Annotated in this window: 12 protein-coding genes and 2 pseudogenes; 9 read left to right on the top strand and 5 right to left on the bottom strand. The window is 67.8% G+C overall.

Annotation, left to right across the window (positions count from 1 at the left end; all coding sequences use genetic code 11):
• The first annotated feature begins 68 nt into the window (after positions 1 to 68).
• From ABZ928_RS36300 to ABZ928_RS36315, 4 genes are all read left to right on the top strand, one after another.
• A complete protein-coding gene (locus tag ABZ928_RS36300; protein ID WP_019889361.1) occupies positions 69 to 263 on the top strand; it encodes a helix-turn-helix domain-containing protein in 195 nt (64 codons plus the stop codon).
• Between the two features lie 574 nt (positions 264 to 837).
• Positions 838 to 2,022 carry a DUF3631 domain-containing protein gene (locus ABZ928_RS36305; protein WP_361528527.1) on the top strand — a complete coding sequence of 395 codons (1,185 nt, stop codon included), beginning with the start codon at positions 838 to 840 and terminating at the stop codon, positions 2,020 to 2,022.
• A gap of 370 nt (positions 2,023 to 2,392) precedes the next feature.
• Entirely contained in the window at positions 2,393 to 2,944 is a 552-nt protein-coding gene (locus ABZ928_RS36310; protein ID WP_361528319.1) for a hypothetical protein, read from the top strand.
• Positions 2,934 to 4,628 carry a mobilization protein gene (locus ABZ928_RS36315; protein ID WP_361528321.1) on the top strand — a complete coding sequence of 565 codons (1,695 nt, stop codon included), beginning with the start codon at positions 2,934 to 2,936 and terminating at the stop codon, positions 4,626 to 4,628. Before ABZ928_RS36310 ends, ABZ928_RS36315 begins: the two co-directional genes overlap by 11 nt.
• A gap of 50 nt (positions 4,629 to 4,678) precedes the next feature.
• Here ABZ928_RS36315 and ABZ928_RS36320 read toward each other — a convergent pair whose 3' ends face one another.
• From ABZ928_RS36320 to ABZ928_RS36335, 4 genes and pseudogenes are all read right to left on the bottom strand, one after another.
• Positions 4,679 to 5,257 (bottom strand): HAD domain-containing protein, encoded by a 579-nt coding sequence (locus tag ABZ928_RS36320; RefSeq protein WP_361528323.1) that lies wholly within the window; start codon positions 5,255 to 5,257, stop codon positions 4,679 to 4,681.
• Between the two features lie 31 nt (positions 5,258 to 5,288).
• Positions 5,289 to 5,982, bottom strand: a pseudogene (locus ABZ928_RS36325) (class I SAM-dependent methyltransferase).
• Position 5,983: 1 nt separating this feature from the next.
• Positions 5,984 to 6,895, bottom strand: a complete 912-nt coding sequence (locus tag ABZ928_RS36330) for an aminoglycoside phosphotransferase family protein (protein ID WP_361528325.1) — start codon at positions 6,893 to 6,895, stop codon at positions 5,984 to 5,986.
• 82 nt (positions 6,896 to 6,977) lie between these two features.
• Positions 6,978 to 7,730: a hypothetical protein gene (locus ABZ928_RS36335; RefSeq protein WP_361528327.1), complete on the bottom strand. Its 753-nt coding sequence runs from the start codon at positions 7,728 to 7,730 to the stop codon at positions 6,978 to 6,980.
• Between the two features lie 225 nt (positions 7,731 to 7,955).
• Here ABZ928_RS36335 and ABZ928_RS36340 point away from each other — a divergent pair, with 225 nt between their 5' ends.
• Together ABZ928_RS36340 and ABZ928_RS36345 are read left to right on the top strand one after the other, a co-directional pair.
• Positions 7,956 to 9,311 (top strand): tetratricopeptide repeat protein, encoded by a 1,356-nt coding sequence (locus ABZ928_RS36340; protein WP_361528329.1) that lies wholly within the window; start codon positions 7,956 to 7,958, stop codon positions 9,309 to 9,311.
• Positions 9,312 to 9,346: 35 nt separating this feature from the next.
• Entirely contained in the window at positions 9,347 to 9,847 is a 501-nt protein-coding gene (locus ABZ928_RS36345; RefSeq protein WP_361528331.1) for an NUDIX domain-containing protein, read from the top strand.
• Positions 9,848 to 9,957: 110 nt separating this feature from the next.
• Here ABZ928_RS36345 and ABZ928_RS36350 read toward each other — a convergent pair whose 3' ends face one another.
• On the bottom strand, positions 9,958 to 10,854 hold the full coding sequence (locus ABZ928_RS36350; protein WP_361528333.1) for an aminoglycoside phosphotransferase family protein: 897 nt from the start codon (positions 10,852 to 10,854) through the stop codon (positions 9,958 to 9,960).
• Between the two features lie 160 nt (positions 10,855 to 11,014).
• Between ABZ928_RS36350 and ABZ928_RS36355 the strand changes: the two are divergent.
• The 3 genes and pseudogenes from ABZ928_RS36355 to ABZ928_RS36365 form a co-directional block, all read left to right on the top strand.
• Positions 11,015 to 11,125 (top strand): annotated as a pseudogene (locus ABZ928_RS36355) (RNA-binding protein); the annotation flags it as partial.
• Positions 11,126 to 11,503: 378 nt separating this feature from the next.
• Positions 11,504 to 12,715: a dsDNA nuclease domain-containing protein gene (locus ABZ928_RS36360; RefSeq protein WP_361528335.1), complete on the top strand. Its 1,212-nt coding sequence runs from the start codon at positions 11,504 to 11,506 to the stop codon at positions 12,713 to 12,715.
• Positions 12,715 to 13,236, top strand: coding sequence for a hypothetical protein (locus ABZ928_RS36365; protein ID WP_361528337.1), 522 nt, complete (start codon positions 12,715 to 12,717; stop codon positions 13,234 to 13,236). Before ABZ928_RS36360 ends, ABZ928_RS36365 begins: the two co-directional genes overlap by 1 nt.
• Positions 13,237 to 13,247 lie beyond the last annotated feature (11 nt).

Below are 13,247 nucleotides of genomic sequence, written 5' to 3' on the forward strand. Positions count from 1 at the left end.
TTGGCTGACCGGCGATCGTCGAGTACAAATTATGCAGACCGGATTGCCGCCTAGTCGATTGGGAATGCATGCGATACCTGACCACCGCCGAGGTCGCCGAGCGCTACCGCACAGCGGAGAGCACCGTCCGCTACTGGCGCCAGATCGAGAAGGGCCCGCGCGGCATCAAGATCGGCAAGCGGGTGCTGTACCCCGAGGCCGAGCTGCTGCGCTACGAGCGGGCGCTGATCGAGGGCCGAGACGAGTGGGGTCTGGCCTCCTGAACCGCCGGAGGCCCGGGACACGGAAACGGCCCTCGGCGCGCCAACGCCGAAGGCCGGAGAGTCCCCCGCACACCGCCCATCCCTGAACGAACGAGCCGACGAGGGGCTGGACCTTGCCCGTCCTGCCCCTCGTCCGAGAGGAACGTCTATGGAGGACTCTACGTCCCCCACCAACCCGAACACGGTCCCCAAGGTCAGCTGGCCCGAGGTCGCGGTCCCCGGCCAAGGTGTCCCCGGACGCCGCGGGGACGAGCATTCTGCTGCCGCGGTCTCAGGGGACCGTCCCCGCGATACATCCGCTCTCCTGTCGGCGCAACCTACCGTCCTCATATCCACATCCGTTGGAGACGTGCAGGTCAGCGGCATCGGCGCGCCAACGGGGACCAGTCCCCAAGACTCTGGAGTTGCACCAGGGGACCGCACCGGGGACCGGGACAACGGCCCTCACCTGTCGCCGGGGACCGACGTCCCCGTGGAGCGGGCCGAGCAGCAAGAGATCGCAGCCACCGGTGGCGGGACGCGCGCCGGCGGCCATGAAGGCGCCGGTGCTCAGGTAGCCGCTGAGGGGGTCGCGCTGCTGGACGAGTTGCGGGCAGCGATCGGCAAGTACGTGGTGCTGCCCAACGAGGAGGCGCTGACCGCTGTCACCTTGTGGGTAGCGGCCACGCACATCCAGACGGCTCTGCAGCATGCTCCGCGTCTGGCGGTGGTGAGCCCGACGAAGGGGTGCGGCAAGTCCCGGGTTCTGGACGTACTCCACGAGACAGTGCAGCAGCCGATGATGACGGTGAACACCTCCCCGGCGGTCATCTTCCGGATCATCGGCAAGAACCCGCCTACCCTGCTGGTGGACGAGGCGGACACCATCTTCGGCCCCAAGGCGAGCGGTGACAGTGAGATCCTGCGCGGCCTGCTGAATGCCGGGCACCAGCGCAACCGGCCCGCCTGGCGAATCTCCGGTCCGGATCACAAACCGACCCCGTTCCCCACCTTCGCCATGGCTGCCATCGCGGGTATCGGCGACCTGCCGGACACGGTCATGGATCGGGCGGTCGTTCTGCGGATGCAGAAGCGTAAGCCGGGCGAGAAGGTCACCCCGTTCCGCTCCCGGTATTCGGTGCCGGAACTCAACGCGCTGCGTGACCGGCTGACCGCCTGGCTGGGTCCCCTGCTCGGGCAGGCTGCCCGAATGGTGCCGCAGATGCCGGTGGAAGACCGGGCGGCGGACACCTGGGAGCCGCTGGTCATCATCGCCGACCTGGCAGGCGGCCAGTGGCCCGCTCAGGCTCGTGCCGCCTGCTTGGCCATGACCCGCCACGAGGCAGCCCAGGACGAGCAGAGCAGCCTGAAGACGCGGCTCCTGCGCGACATCCACCGCATCTTCGCGCAGGCGGACAACCCCGAGGCCCTGGCCACTCAGGATCTGGTCGCCTCGCTGCTCCAGGACGCTGAGGCCCCGTGGGCGGAGTACGGCACCAAAGGGCTGAACGCGTACCACCTGAGCAACCTGCTGCGGGACTTCAACATCAGCCCGGCCAACTACCGGTTCGACAAGGGCAGGCAGGCCAAGGCGTACATGCGCAACCGATTCCTGGATGCCTGGGCCCGCAACTGCCCCGACCTCGTCGAGGCGGCACCCGAGCCCGAACGCGGCGCCGCCCCCGCCCGCATGCCGCAGGGCAGGCCGCCCGCCGCCCCGGCGGGGACGCTGCCTGTCGGCCCGCCCGGTGGCCCCGCCGGACCGAAGCGCGCTCTCTGATCCCACCGGGTCCTATCACTCCGTCGCATCCGTCCCCGCGCAGGTCAGCGCGGGGACGGACTCTGTCGCCGGGACGGAGTTCTCCGTACCTGCCCGCGTCTCCGTACCTGCGTTGACCAGGCATGCGACGGATGCGACGGACGTGACACAGCCCGATCCCCCTCTCCTGCGGAGCACCACCATGCACACTGAGAACGACACGAACCCCTCTTCGTCCCGCCGCTGGGGTTGGTTCAGCCGGGACCGACGAACAGCAGCAAGCTGGAGCGAACGAGCCCCTAACGGGGCTTCGTCCGCGCTTGCCTCCGCCCCTGGGGTGGCGGCGGGCGAGGGGGCCGGGCGCCAGCGGGCGCCCGAGCCTGAAGAGGGGGTGAACGAGCCCCGCGCCGCGTCGACCGCCGACAGCGCCGAGCAGCCCGTCCCTGACTCCAGCTCCCCACACGCCGAGCCGTCTGCCCGTCAACCGCCCGCCGCCGTTGAGCAGCCCTCGTGGCGTGAGCCTGACGCCCCCGCGCTGCCCGCGCGGATGAACCGCAAGCGCACCATTGAGAAGCGCGACCAAGAGAAGAAGATCCGCTTCACGCCGACCGCAGTCCGTCTCATCGACGCCGAGGCCAAGCGGCGCCACCAGAAGTTCGCAGGCTTTGTCGGCGACGCCGCCCTCGCCGTCGCGCTCGGCAAGGCGGGCATGGTCGGCAGCCCAGAGGACGACCCCATCCGCCCGCTTGTGGAGACCATCGAAGCGCACACCAAGGCGCTGAACCGGATCGGCACCAACCTCAACCAGATCACAACAGCCATCCACTCCGGCGCGATACCCGAGCGCACCGAGGCCGTCCTCGACCGCATTGAGCAGGCCGCCCAGGCCAGTTACGCACTCATGGACCGGCTCCTGGCGGAAGGAGCCGGTCATGGTGCCTGACGTCTCCACCGGCTCCAGCACCCTCGGCCTGATCAACTACCTCTTCGGCAAGGGGCGGCGCGACGAGCACACGGCCCCCCACATCGTGGCCGCCTGGGACATGGCCGGCGCCCCCGACCCCGGCCGCGACCCCACCGCCACCTACACCCAGCTCGCCCGGCGCCTGGACCACCACGTCGACCTCCGCACCCGGGAACTCGGCGGAAAGCAGCCACCGCAGCATGTGTGGCACTGCCCCGTACGCACCGCGCCCGGCGACCGCTACCTCACCGACGCTGAGTGGGCCGAGGTTGCCCGCCGCGTCGTAGCCGCCACGGGCATCGCCCCCGAGGGAGACGACAAGGCGTGCCGCTGGATCGCGGTCCGGCACGCCGACGACCACATCCACATCATGGCCACCACCGTCCGAGCCGACGGCCGCCGCCCTCGTACGAACCGGGACGGCTGGCGGGCACAGCTGGAATGCCGCAAGATCGAGGCCGAGTTCGGGCTGCGCCGCCTGAAGTCCGGTGACCTCACCGCCCCGCGTACCCCGACCGGCGCCGAGCGGGCAAAGGCGGAACGCCAGGGCCGGGAGGAGACCGCGCGGGAGTGGCTGCGCGAGCAGGCGTACGCGGTCGCCGCCGCCGTACGCAGCATCGACGAGTACTTCACCGTGCTGCGCTCCCTCGGCATCCAGGTCAAGCCGCGCATCGGCCCCGAGACCGGCGAGGTGACCGGCTACAGCCTGGCCGCGCCCGGCGACACGGCCAACGGCGAGCCGGTCTGGTACGGCGGCTCAAAGCTCGCCCCCGACCTGTCCTGCAACCGTCTGCGCGAACGCCTCCCGCCCCAGGAGCTGGTCGACCGCCCTCAACCGGTGGCGGACCCGGCCGAGCCGTGGCACCGCGCCGAAACCGCCATCCGCCACGCGCACGCCGTTCTCGACTCAGGTGGCGAGGCCGTGGCCCAGGGCCACCTGGATGCCTTCGGCGACACCCTCCACAACCTGGCCCTCGCCAGCCATGGCCCGCACCGGGCCGAACTACAAGCAGCGGCACAGGTGTTCAACCGCGCCCGCCGTTCGGCGATCCGGGCCGACCATCAAGCCGCCACCGCTCTGCGGGAAGCCGCCAAGGAACTCGCCTACGCCACACACGATCCGGGCGGACTCGCCATCGCCCTGATCTTTGCCGCACTCCAGTTGGCGCGGGCAGCCGCCAAGTGGCACGAACAACGCGGCCACGAGCAGCAGGCCGCCGCGGCTGAGCAAGCCTTCCGTCACCTACAGCTCGGTTACCAGGCAGGTGCCGCGCCGGTCCTGGCAGATCTCACCCGACGCGCACCACGCTCCGCCACCATCAGCCGCTTCGAGCAGGATCTACGCACGGCCCTCCCCGGCCAGGCCGACCGCATCCTTACCGATCCCGCCTGGCCAGCCCTGACCACAACCCTCGCCCGCGCCGAGACCGCCGGCCACAACCCCCGGCGCCTCTTGGCCGAAGTCGCCGCCCTGCGAGAACTCGACACCGCCGAACGCCCCGCCGAGATCCTCAACTGGCGCATCACCCTCCAGCCGAACAGGCGAGCACAGGCAGCACGCAAGCGAAGCAGCACACCGGGAGCGTCCTCTCGCCCTATGGCGGTCCAGCCCTCGGCCACGACGCCGGCCTCCAGGCCCGAGGAACGTGGACGACATCGATAGATCAAGCAGTTGGCTCTCGGACGGTATTGACGTCCTGCTCTGTGATCACTTCAGGCTGCTTCGGCTCCAGGAGCAGAAGCGGATTCGCTGGTTGGCACGACGGACAAGCGGCCAACCCATTCCATGACTTCAGCCAGGTGCTCGGCCAACAACCCGATGTGGGGATCAGGCTGGACCAAGAACGTCGCCATGCCCCGCGCCGTGCGCTCTGCTGCCCAGGCATGGTCGAGGGCAGTGAAGTCATCGTCGACCCAAGCAACAGGCATGTTGCCCAGCCAGACATCGACATGGTCTCGTTTCCAGAGATAGCCGTTGGGGTGGCTGGTGGCGATCTGCGGACGCGGGAGGTCGACGTATGGCAGGGACGGGAGGCCGAGGAGCGGCCCGATCAGTGTGGTGGCGTCCTGGCGCCAGCTGGTGCACCAGACCGGGGTGACCAGGCCGGTCCGTATCACGTCCATGAGCAAGGGGCCATGGCTCGGGCTGAGCCAGACGGTGACCGGATCGTCGGCGCTACGGCCGGTGGGAACGACATCGTGGCGGTCGTGGGTGGCCGGACTGGTCCCATCGGCGTCCGGGAAGGGGATGAGGACGCCGTCGACGTCGAGGAGCAGATAGGGCGGGCGCATCGGTTTCTCCCAAGAGACGGCGGAGCGGGGGTCAGAGCTTGCGCGCGGTGATCAGCAACGTGGTGGGCCAGAGGCCGCGGCGGGCGTCGTGGAACTCCTGGGCCGAGGTGAGCCAGAGACCGGCGCGGTCGAGGTGCTTCTCCCAGCGGTCGGCATCGAAGTCCCAGCGGGCGATGGGCAGTCGGGTGCGGTCAGGGAGGGTGACGTAGTCCCGGCGGGGTCGGTCGTCGGCGGTGGGTCGCAAGCCGCCGCGCTTGGGGTGGGGGACGGAGAAGGCGAGGGTGCGCCCGGGTTTGAGGTGCTGGGCGATGGCCGGGAGCAGAAGCTCGGGGGCTACCAAGCCGATGGCCCCGAAGACGGAGTAGATGGCGTCGAACTGCTCGTCGGAGGCTTGCAGGTAGTGCAGGACATGGCCGGCGACGAAGGTCAGATTGTTCAGCCGCCCGTAGTGCGACCGGGCCCGGCGGACCTGCAGGCCGACCAGATCGACGCCGGTGACCTGGGCTCCGTAGCGGGTGGCAAGGTGGGCGGCGTTGTGACCGGGGGCCGCAGCCGAGTTCCAGCAGCCGCTTGCGGCGCAGGTCTGTGCCGAGGATCTCGGCGCCGGGGCCGCTGCCGGGCCGCGTTGTCCATTCCATCCGGGCGGGTACTGACAGCGGCTCGGCGGGACTGGCCGTGGTGCGCTGGAGGGCGTGGACGTACCAGGGGGACGCCTGGGCGAGCACGTCAGACCTCCAGGAGGTGGAGGACGTCGGTGAGATGACGGCGTACGGCTTTGATGTAAGCCGGGTCGGTGGCCGGGTCGTTGATCCAGTGGACGGACTGCTCCATGAACCACTCGATGGCCCACATGCGGTGCCAGCCCAAAGCCCAGTTCTCGGCGGTCAGTCCGCCGCGTCGGGTGAGGGCATCGGGGGTGCCGCCGGCGGTGACGTACTGCTCCAGGAAGACCCGCAGACGTACGGGGTCGGGGGTGTCGAGGGTGCCGTGCCAGCTGGCGAGGTCGAGCAGGCCGGGGCCGGTGAAGGCGCGGGCGAAGTCCAGCAGCCGCCAGCCGTGTTGGCCGATGTGGAGGCTGGTGGGGTGGAATTCGGAGTGCACCCAGCCGAACGGGGCCACCGTCGTACCAGCCGAGCGCGCCTCGGCGGCCTGGGCGATCCGATCGAGCGCGTCCTCGACGTCGTCCGTCTCCTGCCAGCGTTCGGCCTTGCGGAGCAGGGCGAGGTGTTCCAGGGCCCGGTTCGGCAGTGTGCGGAGGCGGGCCTGGTCGAGGACGGGCAGGGCGGCAGCCGTACGGGTGCCGTGCAGGACCACGGCCGCGGCGGTGCCGTCGAGGTCGTCGGCGTCGCGGACGGCGGGGCCGAGGTCTTCCATGAGCATGCCGAGCCAGCCGTCCAGGACGGCGGAGGCGTGGACCTGCGGGACGGGGACGCCGAGCGTGCGCGCCAGACGGAGGGCCCGGTCCTCGCCGTCGAAGGGCCGCTTCGCGTACTTGAAGATCGCGGTGCTGGCGTCGGGGAAGGTCAGGCGCTCGACACCGGACATGGACCACACGCGCACCTCCTCGCGCACGGCGGTGGTCCGTCCGGCCATGGTGAGCAGGTTGTCGAGGAGTTCGACGCTGGGGTTCGCGGTCACGTGGGGGCTCCAGAAAGGTTGAAGGCGTCCGGGGCGGGCGAGAGGTGCCGGCCCGCCCCGGAACCTGGCGTGAGGTGTGGTGCTACGCGGCAGGGCTCACGCGGTGGGCGTAGACCTGCTCGATCCAGCCGGACTTGAAGGCCGCGAGGTCGTCGCGGAAGGCGGTCATCGACGCACCGTAGGGCGCGACGACTCCGCCGGACTGGTCCGGCACGGACTGGCAGCCGTGCACGAGCCGGCCGCCGAGGGCGGCGTGGGCCTTGATGGACTCGATACGGCGGTGCTCGTTGAACCAGCCGCCGTGGTAGACCTCGTCGAGCGTCCCGCCCATCTCGTCGTCCAGGTCGAAGACGACGGAGGTGGCGGCGGGGAAGAACCAGCACGGGCCGACGTTGGAGATGTGCCCGTCCAGCTCCACCTTGTTCAGCGCCATCAGCGTGGCCGCCTCGCGCAGCATCCGCAGGTGCTCGGCGGTGATCTGCGGCAGGCCGAGGCTGGCGAGATGCTCGTCGCGGAAGAGGTAGGCGTACACCTCGTACGCGGTGGACAGGACTCGGGCGGCGTCCGAGGTAGAGGCGGCGTGGGCCTTGATGAAGTCCAGCGCGAGCTGCTCGACCGCACTCTCGGTGGTCTCCTCCACGTCCAGGAGCTGGGACTTGACCAGCTCCCAATCGGCGACGAGCCAGGTGTTGGACTCGAAGCGGAAGAAGTACTCGGCAGGGTCGATGGTGATGCGCCGGCCGTCGACCTGGATGCCGGGCAAACGGCTCCAGCGCTCGTCGAACGCCTCGGGCAGTACGACCGTGATGGCGGCCTTGGTGTCGATGGTGGTCACCGTGTCTCCGTCTCTGATCGGCCGGGTTCGGGCACAGGAATGCCCGAACCCGGTGTAGGCGTACGGAACTTCGGGGACCGCCCGACCGAAGGGGGGAGCCTGGTCACGGTGTTGGACCGGGGCCGGGCGGCTGATGTTTAGTGAACCCTCCGTCACGCACAGTGGGTACGGTGAGAGGCAGTTGAAGCGGTATACGCGGTTTACAGCTCCGGAGCGGAGGCGATCGTGGAAGCGCCGAGAGGTCCCAACTCCCGCCTGCGTGAGGTGATCCAGGGGATCGGCTGCACCTTCGAGGCTCTGGCGAAGGACATCCGGCGTATCGCGGCCGAGAACGGCGAGATCCTCCAGACCAACAAGTCGGCCGTCTCCCACTGGGTGAACGGCACACGCCAGCCGACTGGACGGACCGGCCAGTACCTCGCTGAGACACTGTCCCGCCGAGCAGGCCGCACCATCACCTTGGTCGAGATCGGCCTTCGCGCACCCGAAACTGCGGTGTCGGAGGAGCCCGACCCGGTTCTGGCCGCGACCGATCTGGGCCGAGCTGACGTCGAACGCCGCCGCTTCCTCGCCGTCGCCGCCTTCACCACTGCTGGCGTCGCCATGCCGCTCCTCTACGACCACGAGGCCACCGCCCGCATGCTGCGGGCCCGCGTCGGCAGCTCTCTGGTCGGAATCGAGGACGTAGATGTCGTACGGCAGATCACCGCGGCCTTCAGCGCGGCCGACGAACGCCTCGGTGGCGGCCACGGCCTGACCACGGTCACCGCCTACCTCGCCGACACCGCCGCCCCCATGCTCCGCGGCCGTTTCCCGAACGAAGGCTTACGGCAGGCCGCCTTCGGCGCTGTGGCGGAACTCGCCTACCTCGCCGGGTGGAAGCACCACGACCTCGGCCAAGAAGGCGCCGCCCAGCGCTACTACCAGGTTGGCTACCAGCTCGCCTGCGAAGCCGACCCACGCGGCCACGCCTCCTGGATGATGCGTGCCCTCGCCCATCAGGCACTGAGCCTCAAGCAGCCCCACCACTGCGTCGACCTCGTCGAAGGCGCCCTCACCCGCGGCCTCGGCCACGTCGACGGCCAGACCGAGGCGCTACTGCACATCACCCACGCCCGCGCCTACGCCGCGGTCGGCGCGAAGCCCGCAGCGGCCCGCGCCCTGCTCGCCGCCGAAGACGCCCTCCTACGCGACGACGGGCCCCAGCCCAGCTACTCCCGCGTCAGCGGCCCGGCCGCCGGCACCGTCGCCAGCCACACCGCCCGCACTCTGACCGACCTCGCCGACCACGTCGGCACCGAACAACAACACCGCGATGCCCTGGTGCGTTGGGACCCCGAGAAGTACAAGCGCGTCCACGCCCTCACCTACGCCGACCTCGGTGACAGCCTCGCCGCCCAGGCCCGAGCCGACGAAGCCGTCGCCGCCTGGTCACAGGCCCTGACCCTGATGGAGGGAATGACGTCCGACCGCACCCGCAAAGCGATCACCTCGCTCCGCTCCACCCTCTCCATCTACCAGCGCCGTAAAGTGCCCGGAGCCGCCGAACTCGCCCGCCGCGCACGCGAAGCGCTGGCCTAAGCTGCCACCATCCGGCCGACGAAGGGACACAAGCCGTGGCTCAGCGGACAACCGACGACCAGCCCAAAGCCCTGCCGCCCGCCCTCGAATCCATGACCCTGCTGGTCGCCGCCGTCATCGTCCACGACAAGGCCACCAACCGCGTCGTCCTCCTCCAGCGCAGCCAGAACGCCAAGTTCGCCCAGGGCATGTGGGACCTCCCCGTCGGCAAGAGCGAACCCGGCGAGCCCATCACCGAGACGGCAGTGCGGGAGTTGTACGAAGAAACCGGTCTGACCGTGAAGCCGGAGTCTCTGAAGGTCGCGCACATCATCCACGGCGCCTGGGGTGTGGAGGCCCCCAACGGCTTCCTCACCGTCGTCTTCACGGCCCACGAATGGACGGGCGAGCCAGAAAACCGCGAGCCGCGCAAGCACGCCCAGGTACGCTGGATCGACGCCACCGCCATCCCCGAGACGTTCGTCGACACCACGGCCAGCGCCCTCCACCGCTACCTCACCGACGGGCCCCAGGTGTCGCTCGACGGCTGGAAGTAGGCGAGGGCGAGCGGACGCTGTCGTGGCTCACCGCCCACCGGCGTCTGGTGCGGGACTACCTGTCGGCAAGTGCATGGTCGCCGGGGAGGCCCCGTCGAGCCCCGCCGACGTCAAAGGCCCTTGAGGACACGATCAAGTGCGGACCGGCCTGCGGGCCCCCAGTTCGGCTTGCCGCCAGGCAGGCCGCGATCCCCAGCTTGGCCCATCGCCATCAGGAACAGGCTCCTCATCGCGGCCAGTCCGCGCGCCCGGCACACCGCTGCCTCGTCCGCCTGTGCGTAGCTGTTGAAAAACCGTGCGGCGCCGCCCGCGGGGAGGAGCAGCCAGGCGGCCACGAGGTCCCACGCCGGGTCGCCGGCGACCAGCGCGCCGAAGTCGACGACACCCGCCAATGTCCCGTCCGCGACGACGACGTTCGCGGGATGCAGGTCGCCGTGCACCCACACCGGTGGGCCCTCCCACCCCGGGGCCGCCACCGCTTCACCCCAGACTTCACGGATCTCGTCGGCGAGGTCGGCAGGGGCAACAACCTGGAAGAAGTGCTCGAAGCCGTCCGTGCACTCCCTGGGGTGAGCGCCGAAGTCCGAAGCGGTCGGTGCGTCGGCAGGCGCCTCCACGTGCAACGCCCTGAGGAAACCCGACAGCGTCTCGGCCGCGTGGTCGCCGCGCGTGATCGAGCCGTGGTCCAGCGGCGTGCCCTCGACCCATGTCATGACGGTCCAGATCTTGGGGAAGCGCTCGGACGGCACACCGTCCCGGAGGGGGACAGGAATCGGCAGCGGCAGGCGCGCGGCCAGGGTCGGCAGCCACCGGCGCTCCTTGAGTTGCAGATCGGGGCTCGTGTCCATCCGCTGCATCCGGACGGCCAACTCGCTACCGAGGCGCCACATCTGGTTGCCCCAGCCGCCCGCCACTTCCCGGATGGGCAACTCGGCCAGGTCCGGATGCTGTTCCCGAAGCAGGTCGCGGACCAGGCCCTCGCTGATCTCAATCTCGGACTCGATCATGCCGAGTCACCGTACTTGAGGTAGGCGGAGGCCACCTTGCACTTTCGGAGATCCAGCTCCCAGGCTGGATCTCCCGAGCCCTCTGAGGAATCCGCAGGCAAGCGCTGCAGGCCGTGCTCGCCCGCCAACTGATGCGCTCGGCTCCACCAACTGTGGGGCTCATCCGACCGCCACCCGCAACCAGCACCTGGCCAACATCCGCGCCATCTACCCACCGAGTAAGGATGCCCTCGGCGCCCTCGCCATCGAGATCCATCGCGCTGCTGCATGATTCGACCCGGGAGGAGGACACTCCCATCTCCAGCGTCGACTGGGCTGCTGGCGGCCTTGCCCGAAGTAGATGTGCCGATCGGAACTCAGAAGACGAGACACGCCCGGTGCGCATCCAAAACGCCTCTGACCTGCGACGATACTTCTGCGGTTACGGTGACGCAGTCCCAGCTTGCAGATGCCCCGGAGCACCCATCCAATGGGTGAGATGCGGCTGGACGGTGCCCCCGTCTGGACCTCACCCCCGCCAGGACACAACCAGTCCCTCGGCCGGCGATCTGCGACACGTCGAACAATGGATCAATCTTGAAGCACCTCTAGCCTCGCTGACCGTAACCGCGTAACTTCTAGTGGTCACGAGGGATTAGGGGGAGCAGGCTTGGACGTGCCCTGGGAGCTCATGCATGAGCCAGCGGAGGACAGTGGAAGCGACACCGGGGATAGGTATCGGTTTCAGTACCAGGCCATAGCCAGGCATTGTTGCGAGTTCGGATCAAGCGAACTGCTCTGGATTCTCTGCGAGTGGCACACGGACTACATCTTGGCGCTATCGGGCAATAGGTACGTGCTGGTCAGCGTCAAGCACCGCGAGAAGAGCCAAGGCAGCTGGACCATCGCACGTCTGTGCGGCGATGGAGGGCTCGACACACTATGTGCCCGATGGATGGAATGCCGAAAGCCGGATCAGGCACGCCTCGTCACCAATGGGGGTCTCGATCCTACAGCAAAGAAGCTAGCAAAGGCATGCGCCGCTGGCGATACACGCCTCCTCGCGGAATTTTCCGAACAGCTCTACACCAAACTCGGGTGCACCGACTCGAATGAAGCTCAAGAATTTCTGGCAAGGTTAAGGATCGAGGATGGCATCCCATCGCGGAGACACATAAGGGCGCAAAACATAGAAGAGTACGCGCGCCCCATGTTGAGGCGGATCGGTAAAAGGAACCTTGATGCAGGCCGGGTTTATGACGCACTCGTCCAGGTCGTGGAGGATGCATCTCGCTCCGTGGCGACCGAGCGGGAAGACGTCACTTGGGCGCTTTCGTGTTTCGACTCACTCGATCATGATGTTCTCCAGCAGGAGGATATGAAGCGAAGGCTCATAACTCCAGACCGTATCGAGATTTCCATTTCGACCGTGCCCGAGTTCGGGACCCAATTGCTGCAGACTGGGTCCATGCCTGCAGAACAAGCTGAAACAAGATTGTCAAGGAAGCTGCGGCAAGGCGCGATCGGCGAAACGACGATTCAGTCGGCCAGAAGGACCCGAAGTTCTTGGGCAAGATTTTCCGCCCAGTTTAGTTCACCCCTGCCACACCAAGACGACCTAGTGGATGATCTCACTACACGGGTGCTCCATGAAGCCGGAATGGCCGAGATGGAGACCATGCAATCTGATGCTCCCTACGGGCGACAGATGCTCGCGAATCTCAGCGAGAGACTAGCTCCGGAGCGAATGGGGACACCACCAGAAGTGCCGGTGGATCGACTTCACCTGCTTGGGTTGGCCTACCAGCTAACCGATGAATGTAAAGTTTGGTGGTCGCCGAAATTCGACATACCGGATGAGGATGATGGGGAGGTGGCGTGATGCGAGCGGATGAAAGCTATGAGTATCACATGGCTCGCTTACTTATCCTTCTGCATCATTTCGGTAAGCCGAACTCAAGCGGTCTCGACGGCCTAACCAAGTTGGCCAAGCTTGACTTCCTTCTCAGATACCCATCTTTCACCGATCGCCTGCTTCCCGAGAGGGATGCCAGTTGGCCCCCTGGCTGTGAGCCGAATCCTGACGAACGCAATGCAGTAGAAAGTCGAATGATTCGATATAAGTATGGACCCTGGGATAATCGATATTACCCTTTGATTGGAAAATTGGTTGGTTGCGGGCTCGCCGAAATTGTTCGCGGGAAAGGACGTATCTGCATTCGCCTAACGGACACCGGCGATCAGATGGCTGGCGAATTGGGCGCAAGTCCGGAGTGGCGCATTGTTTTCGAGCGCTCCAAAATGCTGCGACGCCGTTTCAATCTTTCGGGAAATCGCCTGAAGGGAATGATTTATGAGTCACTTCCGGACGCAGTGAATCGTCCCCATTGGGAGGAGATCTAGTGGGCTCTACC

Origin of the sequence: Streptomyces sp. NPDC046909, from assembly GCF_040644695.1 — a bacterium.
In the GTDB taxonomy this organism is placed as follows: domain Bacteria; phylum Actinomycetota; class Actinomycetes; order Streptomycetales; family Streptomycetaceae; genus Streptomyces.

Bases quoted from the DNA above. Each gene is read 5' to 3' on its own strand.
- ABZ928_RS36300 (WP_019889361.1), top strand. From the start codon at position 69: ATGCGATACCTGACCACCGCCGAGGTCGCCGAGCGCTACCGCACAGCG.
- ABZ928_RS36350 (WP_361528333.1), bottom strand. From the start codon at position 10,854: ATGATCGAGTCCGAGATTGAGATCAGCGAGGGCCTGGTCCGCGACCTG.
- ABZ928_RS36365 (WP_361528337.1), top strand. From the start codon at position 12,715: ATGCGAGCGGATGAAAGCTATGAGTATCACATGGCTCGCTTACTTATC.
- ABZ928_RS36320 (WP_361528323.1), bottom strand. From the start codon at position 5,257: ATGCGCCCGCCCTATCTGCTCCTCGACGTCGACGGCGTCCTCATCCCC.
- ABZ928_RS36315 (WP_361528321.1), top strand. From the start codon at position 2,934: ATGGTGCCTGACGTCTCCACCGGCTCCAGCACCCTCGGCCTGATCAAC.